Raw genomic sequence first — 14917 nt, 5'->3', positions numbered from 1 at the left:
CGGTGTCGGTCAGTTCAGTTCTGTTGAACAGTTCTTTTGCGCAACGTGTGGCATCCGGGCTTCGTCCGGCAATGTTCTGTGCGATTTCGGAGGCGCGGGTCAGTGGATTATCTGAGATTTCGGTTACAAAGCCCCAGGACAATGCGTCAATCGCGGTGAATTTTTCCGCAGTATATGTCAGGCGGCGCAAAATGTCTTCGCGTGCCAGGCGGCGCATCAGGGAAATCCCCCCCATATCGGGTATCAGACCCCAACGCCCTTCCATGATCGAAAGCTGACAATCCGGTGCGGCAATGCGCATATCTGCCCCAAGCATAATTTGAAATGCACCGCCAAAGGCATAGCCATGCAGGGCGCATATGACGGGTTGGGGCAGGGTGCGCCAGACGGTTGTGACATGCTGGAACAGGTTTGCATCCCCATGGCTGCGCTGCATGATGCCGCCGTTCTGCGCCACATATTGGGCAAGCTTTGGCATTTCATTCAGATCAAGGCCGGCGGAAAAGGCATCGCCTTCGCCATGTAAAACGACGGCACGGATGTCGTTTCGGCTGGCAAGATCTGTGCCAGCTTGTGAAATGGCTTCCAGCATTTGCAGATCAAGCGCGTTTCGTTTTTCCGGGCGAGACAGGCGAACAAAGGCGATCTGATTTTCTTCTGTGATCTGAATGCGTTGGTTCATTGGCCAGTGTCCTTTACTGCCATCATCGTGCCCAGCAGGACGGCTACCAAAATCTCGGTGTCACCACTTTGGGCATAAACTTTTGCTTCTGCCACTGTCAGTGTACGCCCGGATTTCAGGACAGATCCCCGTGCCACCAGACTGTTGCCCTGTGCCGGTGCCATGAGGTGAATTTTCATTTCTGTGGTCAACACATCCATGCCTTCGGTCATAAGGCTTTGGGCGGCAAAGCCAGCTGCGCTGTCGCCAATGGCAAAGGCCAGTCCCGCATGGGCGAAGCCATTTTGTTGACTGACTTCGGGGCGGATGCGGGCGGTGATTTCACAGAACCCGGGTTTCAGAACTTCCATCTGAGCTTTCAGGGTTTCCATCATGCCCTGACGTGCAAATCCATTGCGTGCACGGTCTACGGCCCCGGTGTAGCGGAATTTAAAATCCATTGGCTTGCCTCTTAATTGCGGGTCACAGCCATTCTGGCACGTTTTGATAAGGTTGCGGCAAATTCCGTAACGTAGGCTTAAATGATGCAGAAAGCTTGAAAGTGATTAGGTGGCATTGTAACCACATTTTCAGATGAGCAAGTGGTGATTATGTTTCGTAAGGCGTTAAATGGTGTCGGGTCTGAATTTTGCAGGGCATTTTTTTGCCGGGCAAATTTCAATACGGCTGTTCTGATCTGGGTTTTGTTCGTTGCAACCGGACCCTTTGGGACCGGTCAGCATCTGGTCGCTGGCTGGGCCGGGGCGTTCTGGGCGATTATTGTCTTGTTTTCTTCAGGACTGCTGTCTTTGTTGTTGGCTGTTTCAAAAACCCTATTGCCAGGCTGCCCCTATTGGTTGCGCCGAATTAGCGGGAGTTTGATATTTGCCTTGGTGATTGTCCCGGTGGGCACAATGATTTACCCATTTTTTTCCGATGACATGACGTATTTATCGCCCCAGATGCCGATGCTGTATCTCTTTGCATTCTGTACCGCGATGTTGGTTTTTGTAACCTTGGGGTTGATCCGGAATGGGACTGTTTTGGTCGAAACGGATCCGTCTGAACAGGAAGACAAAGGCCCCGCGAAGAATGAAGACATTCCGTTGTTGTTGCGTCTGTCCGAAGAAATGCGGGGGACGCTGATTAGGGTGTCGGTTCAGGATCATCTGGTTGAGGTTTATACAGACAAAGGAATGTCACGGCTGCGGATGCGGTTGCGGGATGCTTTGAAGGAAATTCCGGAAGATCTGGGTTTAACTGTGCATCGATCCCATTGGGTATCACGGGATCAGGTCCGTCAGGGGCAAAAGTCAGGTGGCAAAATAACGTTGCAGCTTGAGGATGGCAGCCGTGTTCCAGTGAGCCGCAGCTGCGAGGCGAAAGTCCGGGCGGAAGGCTGGCTGTAATGTGCTGTTAAGTGCGGGGTTTTAACCGACGGATCATGTGTTGCACGGTCTCTGGCAAAGAAGTGTCCGCCTGATCCGGGGCCGCATCCAGGGCGCTTTCGACATCTTTTACCAGGATACTAATCGTATTATCGGTGGTATAGCCATCGCGGGCGAATTCAATATCGTCAAAACCACTGGCGAACCAGTTCTGGCCAGAAGAGGTGTGGATCAGGTCGAGAAGGGCACTTTCTTCGATGCCCGCATCATCGGCCCAGTCAAGCACCATGCGTGTCATCGCGGTGTTGGAGGCTGCCAGCAGGTTGTTCAAAACCTTGGCGGACATGCCAGCGCCGAACTCTCCCATATGGTGGAAATGTTTTCCCATCGCGTTGAGTTGCGGCTGTATTTTGGCAATGTCGGTGGTCTTGCCGCCCAGCATGAAAGACAGGCGCGCCTGTTGTGCGGCGATGGCTGCGCCAGACATGGGGGCGTCGATTAGGGCGATATGCTGTGGGATACGCGCCCGCAGATCCCGGACGTAACGGGGCGAAAGGGTGGAGGAAATCACAACCCGTTTCAGATCCTGGGCGCGGGTGATGAAGGCCTGATCTGCGAACAGAACTTGTTCGGTTTGGGCGATGTCGCGCACCACGGTAAAGAGGCATGTCAGATCTTTTGCGAAAAGATCCGGATCATCTGTCATGGCTTTGGACAGTTTTCCATAATCGGCAGGTGCTTTGATATCATAGCCAAAAGCCGGAATGCCAGCGGCGCGAAGGGCATCTAGCATCGGGGCACCCATACGTCCGCAGCCCGCAATTCCGGTTTTCATCAGTGTACGATCTTTTCTTCTTTTACGAACATATTTGCCCAGGCCCGATCAATAAGTTCAGGTGACATCTGATAGGGAATACCTTCGAATTCGCAAATCGAAATCATCTGATCAATGAGGAAGACAGGCTGATAGTTCGCGTAGATATTGTCAATCGTCGGATATTTTTTCTTCAGAAGATGCACAAGGGCAGCTTCGTCCAGGGGCATTTTCTTTTTCCGGGCAACAAGGGCGAAGATTTTCAGGAAATCTTCCTGATTGGGGCCGTCAATTTTGATCTTAAAGAAGATCCGGCGCAGGGCCGCCTTATCGAAGATCTCATTTGGGTGGAAGTTGGTCGAGAAAATGACCAACGTGTCAAAGGGAACCTCGAATTTTTCACCGGATTGCAGTGCCAGAATATCTTTGTTTTCCTCAAGCGGAACAATCCAGCGGTTGACCAGGGCCTGGGGTGGTTCTTCCTGACGGCCAAGGTCATCGACGATAAAGACGCCGCCGGTGGATTTCAGCTGAAGAGGGGCCTGATAGGTGCGGGCGGTGGGGTTGTAGACCAGATCCAGCATGGACAGGGACAGTTCCCCGCCGGTGATTACGGTTGGGCGGTCACACAGGACATAACGTGTGTCAAAGCGGTTGGATGTGCGACGAAGAGAGTTGGGATCATCGACCATTTCTTCTGCGGCACTGTGCACGATCGGGTCATAGACGGTGATCACCTGACCCGCGTATTCAATGGCGCGGGGGATATAGATTTTATCACCAAGGGCATCTCGAATACCGTTGGAAATCGATGATTTACCGTTGCCGGGGGGACCATACATCAGGATCGAACGCCCGGATCCGACCGCCGGCCCCAAATGATCCAGCAGTTCGTCCGGCAAAATCAGATGCCCCATTGCATCGGTCAGTTTTTTGCGGGTGATGGTGATATCGCGGATTGACTGGCGTTTGATTTGTTCACGATACACATCAAGGGGCACGGGCATTGCGCCAAAATATTCTGATTGTTTCAGAGCATCTTCTGCACGTGCTTTGCCCAGATCAGTCAGTTGATAGCCCATCTCATTGCTGGATGTGGCATGCATTGTCCCGGTGGCTTCGATCAGGCGCTGATCGCGGCCTTGATCCACAAGCTGCTGGGTTACGGGCACAGGCAGGCAGATGGCCTTGGCAAGTTCACTGACCTGTTCGGTATTCTTGCGAAACATCGTTTTCAGCATGATGTCGCGCATCATGACAGGCGGCAGTTGCATCGCCTGCAGTGTGCGCGGAGCAGGGGGCGGTGTGACGCCGGTGGGTTGCATGTCCATATTCTGATGTTCCACGTGTGGATGCCGTATGGCAAATTCTACTTTCAGGGCGGTGGAGAAACAATAATACTGGCAACGGTTTTTGTATCAAACTGCAACTAAGGCTAACGTGTTATCTGACTGTAAACCAGTCCGAATGCGGCGGCTTGCAGGTAAATACAAGCGGTTCTGAAATATCAAAGCCCGCGTGAAGATTAAGGGTTTCCCCTTAATCTTAGGTGTTTAGTGGCGTGGCGCAGGTTGATCAGCCCGCATAAAGGGCCAGAAGATAGTAAATCACCAATGACATGGCGAGGGACAAGCCAACGGGAAAGCGGCGTTTGTACCAGCGGGCATCTGGATCCGTTGTCCAGCTGGCCCAGTCTGGGGTCCGATTTCGTATGGCCGGGATGGCACCCAGAATGCGATGCCCGATGAGGGCGATGATCAAGCAAGCGGCAACAAGGCTGAAGAACATACCAAAATCGGCACGGGCCACAAAAGGGGCCATTGCGGCCGCGAATTTCGCATCCCCTGCACCGAGTTGTCTGGTCGCATACAGAAGGATACCACAAAACAGCACAACGACGAAATGTGTCAATCTCCAGGCCCAGGTTTCAAACCCAAGCGCGAAGGGGCCGATGACGATGAAGGTTGCCAACAGGGCAAGCACCAGAAAATTTGGAATTTTCATGGATTTCATGTCATTGAATGCAGCCAAGATACAGATAGGCAGCACAAAAGGCAGAAACCAGAGTGCGCTTAGAAATGTCGTTTCCATTGGTTGGGGTCGCCGTCAGTTGTTTACGTTGTTATCAAGGGCGCGCAGGCTGCGCACGGCGGCATCAAAATGCTGCGGATGGGTGGTGATTGCCTCTTCCAGAATGGACCGTCCAATGGAAATGTCCCCCTGTTTGATCGCTGACAGGGCCGTTGTGTGCAACAACATGGCGCGTTCCGTCTGTGTCATAGGAATGACGGGCAGTTCATAGTTGCGCTGCAGGGATCTGGCGAGAACCAGGTTATTCTTTGTTGTGAACAGGTTACGGTCAAATGACAGGGCGCGTTGGAACAGACGTTCCGCGTCACGGTGTTGCCCGCGTGTCAGTTTTGAATAGCCCCAGTTATTGTAGACGGCGCCGGGTTGTGTTGTCAGACCCGCAGCGGTTTCATAGAAACTGTCGGCACGTTCCCAGTCTTTGTTGCTGTCCGCGACCATGGCTTCTAGGCGGTAGCGTTTATAGGTTTCATGGGTCGGCGGCACGGCGTTCAGCGCGGCTTGGGCTTCGTCCCAGTTGTTGGTGCGGATCAGAGCATCTGCAAGGTTCACGTGATCAGCGGGTGTGGCTTCGGGATGGGTTACGACTTCTTTCCAGACCGCCAGCGCGTCATCCGGGTTGCCCGCCCGAATGAGAGAGGTTGCAAGCCCGCGTTTGACATCGATGCGATCCGGGTTGGCAGCGGCTGTCCGCGCGAAATAAGCCACGGCTTCGTTGGGATCCGCCGCATTCAGCATCACATCGTTAAGGTTGCTTTCGTCGATGACGTTCAGATCTTCGAGAACACGTTCGACGTCCTGTTCACCGCTTTTCTGGCAGCCAGCAAGCGCGATACTGCCCGCAAGGCAGATGGAAATTACCAATGGGTGGCGCATTTTTGCGTCCTTTATTGCTCGTTGCCGTTTAGGACGGGGATAGCAGAAGATAACTGCCGTTCCCCCGGCCAATCAGGTCAAACTTTTCCTCATTTTCGCCATTATATGCGAGATGATCATTTTTTGCGATAGCACCGCGTAAGTTGTCCCGGATAGGGTCACTTTCGCCACTATCAAGGGCATAGGCGCGACGGAAAACTTCGACGGCCTCGGCGGTTTTGTTGCGTTCCATCAGGACAACACCAAGGTTGTTCCAGGCTTCGGGGAATTCTTCACCTTCGGCGACGGCCTGACGCAGGGAGGCTTCGGCCTGTCCCAATCGCCCCAATTTAAGCTGCGCAGAGCCAATGCCAGAAAGAGTGTCCGCTGTCAGCCCGTGTTGGCCGGCGGCGCGATAATACGCATCCAGTGCAAGATCATATTCCCCCGCGGCCATCAGCCGGTGCCCAACGATCAGCCCGTCAACCGCGTCTGCCGTGTCATATCGCGCGCGCGGGGCGTAGGGGCTGTCAGATTGCCGGTTAAGCCCGCCTTCAGCGCAGGCCATCAACAAACATCCCAGCGCCAGTAGGGATGGTAAAGCTGGAATGCGTTTTATCATATGTTGTTCCAAATCGTCATGTTGTCAGAAGTTGGTTTTCAGGCCACCGCCCAACAATGTTACGATATCATATACGGATGGGCCAATAAGAATGATGAGAAGGGGCGGAACCGTCAGCATCATTGTGGCCAAAGTCATTTTTGTGGGCAGGGTGTTGGCTTTTTCTTCAGCACGCATCACCCGTTTGTCGCGCATTTCCCCGGCATAGACGCGCAATGCATCTGCAATAGAGGTACCAAATGTCTGGGATTGAATAAGAACGGTTACGAAGCTGGAAACATCCTGAACCCCCGCGCGTTCTGACATGTCCCGCAGAACCTGAGTTTTGTCTTTACCAGCCTTCATTTCATGCGAAACGGTGGCGAATTCATCAGCGAGTGCGGGGAAGCCCGCACGGATTTCTTCACTGACGCGGATGATGGATTGATCAAGAGACTGACCCGCTTCGACACAGACCAGCATCATATCAAGTGAATCCGGAAACCCGTTGGTGATTTCTTCCTGACGTTCCTGCACGCGGCGATTTACCCAATATTTTGGGGCCATATAACCGATCAGCGCGGGCATCATGATGGTCAGAACCGTGGTTTGTGTCGTGGGTTCACCTGTGGACTGCTGATAGAGAGAGACCAGAACACCAACCACGAGCAGGCCAATGCCAAGCGCGAATTGGCTGAAGTGATAGGTTCGTACCGCCTGTTTTGACGGATATCCGGCTTGAAGCAGTTTTAGGCGAACTGCAGAGTATTCCTCTTCATCCTGAGGTTCCAGGAAATCAGAGTATTTTTCAAGCTTATCGGATTTGTTGCTGTAGCGAAGCTGCTGAGATTTTCCCGCAGCTTTCGCGTTCTGTTCGCGGTTCAATTTGGCCAGCGGATCTTCTTTTTGGGAAAGCATCGCAGGCACGACCGCAAGGATCAGGACAATCCCGATGCCCCCCATCGCTATCAGAGGGCCCAGTTCTCCCATCGTGTCGATCAGAAATTGGTTTATTGTTTCAAACATGTGTTTGTTCCTGTCTGAAAATCTGTGTCAGACTTTGATGTCAACGAGAGAGCGCATGACAAAAACATTCACGATCAGAAAGCCCGCAACCACAAGGCAGGCGGGGATGAACGCAGGTGTGTCGATGACTTTGTCGTAATAGTCGGGTTGCGCAACATTGATCGCGATTAATGCTCCGATGGGAAAGAACGATAGAAACATGCCGGACCATTTTGCTTCGGCCGTGATGGCCTTGACCCTGCGAAACAGGCGAAAACGGGACCGAATGACAAGGGACAGACCGTGCAGAATTTCTGCGAGGTTGCCACCCGCCTGTTGCTGGATGGCGACGGCAACCGCAAGGAAACGAAGATCCTGCATATCAAGACGTTCAGCCATATCTTTCAGAGCGTCGCCAATGTCACGCCCATAGGCGGCCTCATCAGAAATAACGCCAATTTCAGTGGCCAGAGGATCGGGGACTTCTTTTGATACAATGGTCAGCGCCGAGGTGAACGGATGGCCGACACGCAGGCTGCGGACCATCAGATCCACGGCGTCAGGCAGTTGTTCTTCGATCATCGCAAGGCGTTTTTTGGCTTTGCCATTGATCCAAATGTAAACACCGGCAATGCCCATAACCACGGACAGACCAATCCGGATTTCAAGCGCTGCGGTCGTACCGTAAGTCAAGCCGACAAAGGCCACAGCGGCCAGCACCCCCATCATCATAAGAAGCTGTTGGGGGGAAAATGCGATGTTTGCCTTTTGCGCCTTTTCCGCCAAAAGGGAGTAGAGCGGGATCCCGTCGAATTTCAGGTGCTGCTCCATTTCCTTGCGCAGCTGATCGAGAACCTGTTCGCGGCCTTGACCCTTTTCCATCATTTCAAGACGGCGGTTTACCTTGCTGTTCAGGCTGATAGATTTTCCGAAAATCGTCAGGTAGATGCCTTCGACAAGAAGAATGACCCCAACGAAAACCAGGCCGTAAATAAGTAGTTCCGGATTGAAGGACATGGGTTACTCCGCCGCGATCGGTTCAAAAATGGAAGCTGGCAGATCATATCCCCACATGCGGAAGCGTTCCGAGAAGTGAGACCGCACGCCGGTGGCCGTGAAATGGCCAATGATTTTATTGTCCGGTGTCAGACCAACACGCTGATACCGGAAGACTTCCTGTAGAGAGATAACATCGCCTTCCATACCGGTGATTTCAGTGATGGAGGTCATCCGGCGGGAGCCGTCTTGCAAGCGCGAGGCCTGCACAATCAGGTTCACCGCAGAAGAGATCTGGTTGCGCACAGCTTTTAGAGGCATTTCGATCCCGGCCATGGCGATCATGTTTTCCAGACGTGAAATCCCATCGCGGGCAGAGTTGGCGTGGATGGTGGTCATGGATCCGTCGTGACCGGTGTTCATGGCCTGAAGCATGTCGATCACTTCTTCGCCGCGGGTTTCCCCCACGATAATGCGGTCAGGACGCATACGCAGTGCGTTTTTCAAACAATCACGCGGTGAGACTTCGCCTTTGCCTTCGACGTTTGGCGGGCGGCTTTCCATCCGGCCCACGTGGATCTGTTGTAGCTGAAGTTCCGCTGTATCCTCAATCGTTAGAATGCGTTCTGAATTGTCGATGAAGGACGACAGGGCGTTCAGGGTGGTTGTTTTACCGGACCCCGTACCGCCGGATACGATGATGTTCAGACGGGTGGACACGGCGGCCTGTAGATAGGCGGCCATTTCTTCTGTGAAAGCCCCGAAATTCACCAGATCATCAATGCCCAGTTTGTCTTTTTTGAATTTACGAATAGACACCAGCGACCCATCCACCGCAACGGGGGGGACCATGGCGTTAAAACGGGATCCATCCTGCAAGCGCGCATCGACGTAGGGGTTTGATTCATCTACACGACGGCCCACAGCGGATACGATTTTGTCGATAATACGCAGAAGGTGACGTTCGTCTTTGAAGGTGATCGAGGACAGTTCAAGTTTGCCATCGCGTTCAACAAAAATCTGCTGTGGCCCGTTGACCAGAATATCGTTGACGGTGTCATCTTTCAGAAGCGGTTCAAGTGGGCCAAGTCCGGTGACTTCGTCAAACAGTTCCTGGTTCAGACTGTTGCGTTCGTCCCGGTTCAGAACGACACCCAATTCTTCCAAAGATTCAGATGCGATTGCGATGATTTCCTGGCGCAGTTCCGATTCCGTGGCGTTTTCAAGTGCGGAAAGGTTCAGGTTGTCCAGCAATTCACTGTGAAGTTTTGACTTGATTTCGCCAAGGCGTTCTTTGCGCTTTTTTTCTTTGTCCTGGGTCGGAGACTGTGGTGCGCGTTTGGCTTCGACGCGGCGCACAGATACGGTTTCTTCCTGTGGGACGGCATCCACCGGGGCCGTTTCGACGGCCTGGGTTTTGGGGGCGGCGCCAGGTTGGCCGGGTTTTTTATATTTGGAAAACATGATGAAACGTCCTCTTAACGGCCGGTCTCTGCAGCTTGATTGATCTCATGGATCGATGCTGCAAGCTTTTGAATTTCTTTACGCATGGGGTTTTTCGCGGCTGTTTCCATAAGGGGCAGGCCGTGATCACCTGATTGCACAACGGGTTTCCCGCCGTCCGGGATCTGCACTTCGATTGTAATGTCGAGACTTTCGGCCAGACGTTTCACACGGCCTTTGCCGGTCAGATCCGTGAATTTGGGTGCACGGTTCAGGGCGTAGCGCAGTTTTTCATAGGGCAGTTCTTCTGATTTTAGCGCCCGTATCATGCGTAGCGCATTCTGTGCGGATCGCATATCAAGTTCAATGGTCGCGAAATACACATGGGCCTGATGCAGAACGGTTTCTGTCCAGGACACAAGGGTGGATGGCATGTCCACGACGACATAGTCAAAGTTTGTGCGGGCGGTTTCGATCAGCTTGTCGATGTTTTCCGGCCCAACAATATCCAGGGGCAGCATTTCAGCCGGGGCTGTCAGCACATGCAGTTTTTCGTTGAAGGTCAGCAGGGCCTGCGTGAAGCTGTCATTGTCCATGGAATCTGTATCAGACAACAGTTCATAGACGGCATCACGTCGGGGCAGATCAAGATAGGTTGAAACCGTGCCGAACTGCAGGTCAAGATCCAGCAGGCACACGCGTGGACCGTTTTCTTTTTCGATATTGGCCAGTTCCCAGGCCAGGTTCACAGCGATAGAGGTCGCGCCGGTGCCGCCAGCCAGACCGTGAACAGGCAGAACCACGCCATTGCGATCACCGGTTGCCCGGATGGTTGTGCGCAGTTCTTCAGGTACATCAGCTTCGGGAGCGGCTGGGGCCGGTTTGCGCAGACGTTCGATCGCCGCATGCAATTCCCCTTCGGGCAGGGGGTAGGGGATGAAATCACCAGCACCCATACGCAGAAGCTGGTGCAGGGCGATTGGGCTGACTTCTTCGGCGATGAGGATGACCTTGATGTCGCGTTCATTGGCCAGATTGATGAGACCGCCGATATCTGCAAGGCGTTCTTCATCATGGTCATCGATGGCGATGGCGACAAATTCCAGCTGATTTGCTTCGGGCTGATCAAAGAAGGCCGCGGCATCTTCAAAACTGAGATCCCCCCAGCTTTCGCCAAGTTCCGCTTCCATATCATCAATAAGCAGATCAAAATTCTGCACATCCCGGGAGATGGTACATGCCATGATTGGCGCTGGTTCTGGCTGCAACATTGCGCTACTCGACATTTGCCTCATAATCCCTTGTTACAGGCCGCCGGTTAATAATTCGGGCAACGCCTGCATTTTTGCGTAATTAATGTCGTGTTCTGAGAGTCGGATAAAGAATCCCACAAAAGAACACACACCTTCTGAATTTGAACGATGAATTGGGCAACATTGCGGCCAGATTCTAAAAATTATCTAATTTTTAGCGACAAAATGACAAATTTGGCCCTGTAAGCGGAAAACAGACAGCCGCTTGCAGAAAAGAAAACAGCCGGAAGGTTAAATCCGGCTGTCTTTTGATTTTATTCCGTAACGGATGCAGCCGTGACCTGGCTGGGTGGTACGGCACTTGCCACATACTGGCGCCAGACGATCTGGGCGTATTTACCGTTCAGAACGGTTGGGTTGCGCTGAACAAAGCCAGACACGCCGGTGACGGTGCGGCGGTTGCGGCGTTCGCGATCCTGGGTCTGAACCAAAGGCTGGGTTTCACCCAGTGAACTGACCGCTTCCAAGCGGCTGCGTTCAATGCCTTGTGACACAAGGAAGTTTACCGCAGCACGCGCCCGGCGCAGGCCGAGACGACGATTATAGGCATCAGATCCTACAAGGTCTGTGTGGCCGAAGACACGGAATTTTACTTCTGGGAACTGTCTGATCCAATCCGCCTGCTGCACCAGAACCTGACGGGCCTGGGCATCAAGGGATGCATCATTGAAAGCAAAGTTGATTGTGCTTGGCACCTCTGCGTCAAAGCGGTTTGCAAGGTTCACAGCATAATCAAGCTGACCGGTCTGGATCAGTGTGTTGTGCATTGCGGCATTGCCGAAGTTTCCACGGTCAATGACGCTGCCAGCTTCTTTGTAGAATTGCAGGTTTGACCCCGGTGCACAGGCGGTGAGGCCTGCAAGACCGGCAACAAGGATGACAGATTTCAGACCCATAGGGCGTGTGCGGGGAAGTGTGTTGTTTTTCATGGTCTTCACTCCATCACATAGCCGTAGGAACCAGAGAAATCCTGGCGTGAAATTTCTGCGGCCGCACCTGTGGCAGCACGCCCTTCAGATGCAACACGGCCCCGCAGAAACAGGTCTGCTTCTGTGGGAGGTCTGATCCGGTCGGTGGGCAATGCAAGGGCTTCGCCACGTGTCGGGCTGACCAGATGTGCCGTCACAATGATCACGAGTTCCGACTGGTTCCGGGTGTATTCCGCAGAGCGGAACAATGCACCAAGGACAGGGATGTCGCCCAGCCATGGCACCTGAGAGTTCAGATCCCGGAAGTCATCTTGCAACAGGCCTGCAATCGCAAAGCTTTCGCCATCGCGCATTTCCACAGTTGTAGAGGTTTCGCGACGGGTAAAGGCTGAGACGCTGAAGGTGCCGGTGTTCACGGAATTAGACGTGTCGATGGCACTGACTGCGGCGCTGAGTGTCAGGTTGATAACATCCTGATCGACAACGCGTGGTGTGAAATTCAGTTCAACACCAAATGGTTTGTATTCCACGGTGACAACGCCGTCTTCCTGAGCCACAGGAATTGGATATTCACCCCCTGCCAAGAATTTTGCTTCCTGCCCGGAGAGGGCAACAAGGTTTGGTTCCGCAAGTGTGCGCACAACGCCACGGCTTTCCAGTGCTTCAAGCATAACGGAGAGCTGTACATCACCAATGCCAATTGTGCCGGCAATCCCGCCGACCGCTGCGTTGTTGATGTTGAGAACGGTAGAGCCGGCGCCGCCAACTGTGGTGCCTGGAACCAATGCACCTGATCCGCCACCCGCTGAAATGCCGCCATCAACGCCACTTGTGCGAATGGACACGCCGCCGTTCAGGGCTTTGCGGACGGAACGTTGCATTTCTGCGAAACGAACTTTCAGCATAACCTGCTGTGTGCCGCCAACGCCCATCAGGTTGGACACGCGGCCAGGGGCGTAGCGTTCTGCAAGATCAAGGGCGCGATCCAGTCGTGCAATTGAAGACACAACACCTGACAGAACAATACCGTCATTGGCGGTGCGCACTTCGATCGGTTCACCCGGCAAAATTTGTTGCAGGCGTTCTTTGAACTCTGCGATGTCGGGGGACACTTGCACATCGACGTTTGACAGCAGACGGCCATCTGCCGCCAAAAGTGTCAGCGTCGTCCGGCCAGGCAGTTTGCCCAGCACATAGATTGTGCGTTCATTGATTGTGGAAATTTCTGCAATGCCAGGGTTGGCAATCGAAATGTCTGAAAATGGAACCTGGGTTTCAACCACCACAGCCCGGTTCAAAGACACACGTAGTGTCGCCGATGACTGCCCCTGGACCACACGTAGGGTGGAACCGGATGTCGGCAAGGATGTTGCCGGGGTGGATTGCGCTGAAACACTGTGAGAACTGGTAAACGAAACGGCAAGGCTAAACAGCCCCGCTTTAAGGTAGTGTTTATATGTCATTGTGACCTGCCTCTCCGATCACTGCTTCGCCTGAGCATTTTTTGCCCTTATTGGTTGAAAGCATGGCGCATAAATTCATCTTTGGCAACAATCTTCGCAAAATGCGATGTAATACCTGTGGGCCAAGGGCAACACCCGCCTGGGGGTAGGGGGTGTTTTCCCTTTTCTTGCTAGATGAGGTATCTATGCCCCTGGGGTTGCTGGATTTTACACGGGCAACTTAAGTTCTGCGGCCTCAGCTTTGGTCAGCTGTTCCCCCTGTTTGCGTTTTAACAACACCTTGCGGGCGAGTTCGTATTTATCGTCTTCCCAGAAAATCATACAGCCATTACAGCCTTTTCCGCAGCAGCCTTCGACCCCAACACGATTGGTTTTGAACCTTTTTTCATTGGTGTCTTGGTCGATACTTTCGGCCAGCGCATCGCGACGACGTTCATAGGCTTTGGGGTTGTCTTTTTGCGTGATTTCAAGACCCTGGGTCAGCTTGTCAAAACGAATGCGGTTCCATTGTTCATCACTTAACGCCTTTTCTTTGCGCAGCACAGAATACTGCGGGAAGCGCGCCTTGAGCTGGTCGAGATCTTCGTGGTCAAACAGGGTAAAGGGAATGCGGATCGTGGTTTTGGTGCCACCTTGCACGACATCTTTGCGTTCACCTGTGGCGGCGTCTTCAAAATCATACATGCGCAGCAGAACGGTTTCACGCGAAATTGGCGAAATGAATTCAAGGACCTCGCCGGCGGCAAACCGATTCTTGACCTCAACCAGAAATGCATCTTCGGTGACGTCTGAGACCACGCCGGCATATTCCCACTGGGACAGGGATGCGGTGTGTTCATAGTCATGTGCAAGGTTGTTCAGACGGCCGTGGTGGAAGGCCAGGGTATAGCCGCGATTGCCGACAGATTCGAGTTCCCGCATATAGGGTTTAGGATCCCAACCCTCTGGATCGGCATAATAATCATCAATCGCCATACGATAGGCGCGGGCGACCACGGCGCAGTAGTATTCCGATTTTCCACGACCTTCGACTTTCAGGCTGTCGACGCCAATTTTCAGATATTCATCCAGTTTTGGCATGATACACAGATCACGGGAATTCAGGATATAACTGCCGCGCCCGTCTTCTTCGATCGGCATAAGTTCCCCGGGGCGGCAGCCTTCTTCCAGCAAAAACTCAAACATATCAATGTTATCGTCGTTGATTTCCAGTTCCTGTACTGTGCCGTCTTTTAGGCGCATGCGCACGCCATAGTTCCAGCGACAGCTGTTGGCGCAATTGCCCTGATTCGCCCCGCGTTCCGCCATGAAGTTCGACAGCAAACACCGCCCGGAATAGGTCATGCACATGGCGCCATGCA

15 protein-coding genes are annotated in these 14917 nt (G+C 53.2%); 1 reads left to right on the top strand and 14 read right to left on the bottom strand.

Annotated features, from left to right (window positions below; genetic code table 11):
- Together ACPGUT_RS14325 and ACPGUT_RS14320 are read right to left on the bottom strand one after the other, a co-directional pair.
- A partial coding sequence (locus ACPGUT_RS14325) for a crotonase/enoyl-CoA hydratase family protein (RefSeq protein ID WP_423992485.1) occupies window positions 1-682 on the bottom strand: 682 nt, incomplete at its 3' end.
- Complete coding sequence (locus ACPGUT_RS14320) at window positions 679-1122, bottom strand: PaaI family thioesterase (RefSeq protein WP_423992483.1); 444 nt, start codon at window positions 1120-1122, stop codon at window positions 679-681. The genes ACPGUT_RS14325 and ACPGUT_RS14320, both read right to left, overlap by 4 nt.
- 453 nt (window positions 1123-1575) lie before the next feature.
- On the opposite strand from ACPGUT_RS14320, the gene ACPGUT_RS14315 reads away from it, so the two are divergent.
- Window positions 1576-2070, top strand: coding sequence for a LytTR family DNA-binding domain-containing protein (locus ACPGUT_RS14315; protein WP_423992481.1), 495 nt, complete (start codon window positions 1576-1578; stop codon window positions 2068-2070).
- A gap of 7 nt (window positions 2071-2077) precedes the next feature.
- Here ACPGUT_RS14315 and ACPGUT_RS14310 read toward each other — a convergent pair whose 3' ends face one another.
- The 12 genes from ACPGUT_RS14310 to ACPGUT_RS14255 form a co-directional block, all read right to left on the bottom strand.
- The gene (locus tag ACPGUT_RS14310; protein WP_423992479.1) at window positions 2078-2884 is read right to left on the bottom strand and encodes an NAD(P)-dependent oxidoreductase; all 807 of its coding nucleotides are present in this window, start codon (window positions 2882-2884) and stop codon (window positions 2078-2080) included.
- Window positions 2884-4194, bottom strand: coding sequence for an ATPase (locus tag ACPGUT_RS14305; protein ID WP_423992487.1), 1311 nt, complete (start codon window positions 4192-4194; stop codon window positions 2884-2886). The genes ACPGUT_RS14310 and ACPGUT_RS14305 overlap by 1 nt, the downstream gene beginning before the upstream one ends.
- Before the next feature lie 244 nt (window positions 4195-4438).
- Window positions 4439-4954, bottom strand: coding sequence for an A24 family peptidase (locus tag ACPGUT_RS14300; RefSeq protein ID WP_423992477.1), 516 nt, complete (start codon window positions 4952-4954; stop codon window positions 4439-4441).
- Between the two features lie 15 nt (window positions 4955-4969).
- Window positions 4970-5827 (bottom strand): tetratricopeptide repeat protein, encoded by an 858-nt coding sequence (locus ACPGUT_RS14295; RefSeq protein ID WP_423992475.1) that lies wholly within the window; start codon window positions 5825-5827, stop codon window positions 4970-4972.
- 28 nt (window positions 5828-5855) lie between these two features.
- The gene (locus ACPGUT_RS14290; RefSeq protein ID WP_423992473.1) at window positions 5856-6428 is read right to left on the bottom strand and encodes a tetratricopeptide repeat protein; all 573 of its coding nucleotides are present in this window, start codon (window positions 6426-6428) and stop codon (window positions 5856-5858) included.
- A 24-nt stretch (window positions 6429-6452) separates the two neighbouring features.
- On the bottom strand, window positions 6453-7433 hold the full coding sequence (locus ACPGUT_RS14285; protein ID WP_423992471.1) for a type II secretion system F family protein: 981 nt from the start codon (window positions 7431-7433) through the stop codon (window positions 6453-6455).
- 27 nt (window positions 7434-7460) lie between these two features.
- Complete coding sequence (locus ACPGUT_RS14280; RefSeq protein WP_423992470.1) at window positions 7461-8429, bottom strand: type II secretion system F family protein; 969 nt, start codon at window positions 8427-8429, stop codon at window positions 7461-7463.
- 3 nt (window positions 8430-8432) lie between these two features.
- Window positions 8433-9872, bottom strand: a complete 1440-nt coding sequence (locus tag ACPGUT_RS14275) for a CpaF family protein (protein WP_423992468.1) — start codon at window positions 9870-9872, stop codon at window positions 8433-8435.
- A 14-nt stretch (window positions 9873-9886) separates the two neighbouring features.
- Window positions 9887-11137, bottom strand: coding sequence for an AAA family ATPase (locus tag ACPGUT_RS14270; protein WP_423992466.1), 1251 nt, complete (start codon window positions 11135-11137; stop codon window positions 9887-9889).
- Between the two features lie 281 nt (window positions 11138-11418).
- A complete protein-coding gene (locus ACPGUT_RS14265; RefSeq protein WP_423992464.1) occupies window positions 11419-12093 on the bottom strand; it encodes an OmpA family protein in 675 nt (224 codons plus the stop codon).
- A gap of 5 nt (window positions 12094-12098) precedes the next feature.
- Entirely contained in the window at window positions 12099-13556 is a 1458-nt protein-coding gene (locus tag ACPGUT_RS14260; protein WP_423992462.1) for a type II and III secretion system protein family protein, read from the bottom strand.
- 207 nt (window positions 13557-13763) lie between these two features.
- Window positions 13764-14917 (bottom strand): U32 family peptidase C-terminal domain-containing protein (locus ACPGUT_RS14255; protein ID WP_423992460.1); only part of this gene is annotated, 1154 nt, incomplete at its 5' end.

Source organism: Halocynthiibacter sp., from assembly GCF_049608145.1.
In the GTDB taxonomy this organism is placed as follows: domain Bacteria; phylum Pseudomonadota; class Alphaproteobacteria; order Rhodobacterales; family Rhodobacteraceae; genus Halocynthiibacter.
Note: the sequence above shows the minus strand (reverse complement) of the source record. Positions and strands in the feature narration are given on the sequence as shown.

Coding starts and splice junctions, on each gene's coding strand:
- ACPGUT_RS14295 (WP_423992475.1), bottom strand. CDS start 5,827: ATGCGCCACCCATTGGTAATTTCCATCTGCCTTGCGGGCAGTATCGCG.
- ACPGUT_RS14310 (WP_423992479.1), bottom strand. CDS start 2,884: ATGAAAACCGGAATTGCGGGCTGCGGACGTATGGGTGCCCCGATGCTA.
- ACPGUT_RS14260 (WP_423992462.1), bottom strand. CDS start 13,556: ATGACATATAAACACTACCTTAAAGCGGGGCTGTTTAGCCTTGCCGTT.
- ACPGUT_RS14275 (WP_423992468.1), bottom strand. CDS start 9,872: ATGTTTTCCAAATATAAAAAACCCGGCCAACCTGGCGCCGCCCCCAAA.
- ACPGUT_RS14270 (WP_423992466.1), bottom strand. CDS start 11,137: ATGTCGAGTAGCGCAATGTTGCAGCCAGAACCAGCGCCAATCATGGCA.
- ACPGUT_RS14290 (WP_423992473.1), bottom strand. CDS start 6,428: ATGATAAAACGCATTCCAGCTTTACCATCCCTACTGGCGCTGGGATGT.
- ACPGUT_RS14280 (WP_423992470.1), bottom strand. CDS start 8,429: ATGTCCTTCAATCCGGAACTACTTATTTACGGCCTGGTTTTCGTTGGG.
- ACPGUT_RS14300 (WP_423992477.1), bottom strand. CDS start 4,954: ATGGAAACGACATTTCTAAGCGCACTCTGGTTTCTGCCTTTTGTGCTG.
- ACPGUT_RS14265 (WP_423992464.1), bottom strand. CDS start 12,093: ATGAAAAACAACACACTTCCCCGCACACGCCCTATGGGTCTGAAATCT.
- ACPGUT_RS14315 (WP_423992481.1), top strand. CDS start 1,576: ATGATTTACCCATTTTTTTCCGATGACATGACGTATTTATCGCCCCAG.
- ACPGUT_RS14305 (WP_423992487.1), bottom strand. CDS start 4,194: ATGGACATGCAACCCACCGGCGTCACACCGCCCCCTGCTCCGCGCACA.
- ACPGUT_RS14285 (WP_423992471.1), bottom strand. CDS start 7,433: ATGTTTGAAACAATAAACCAATTTCTGATCGACACGATGGGAGAACTG.
- ACPGUT_RS14320 (WP_423992483.1), bottom strand. CDS start 1,122: ATGGATTTTAAATTCCGCTACACCGGGGCCGTAGACCGTGCACGCAAT.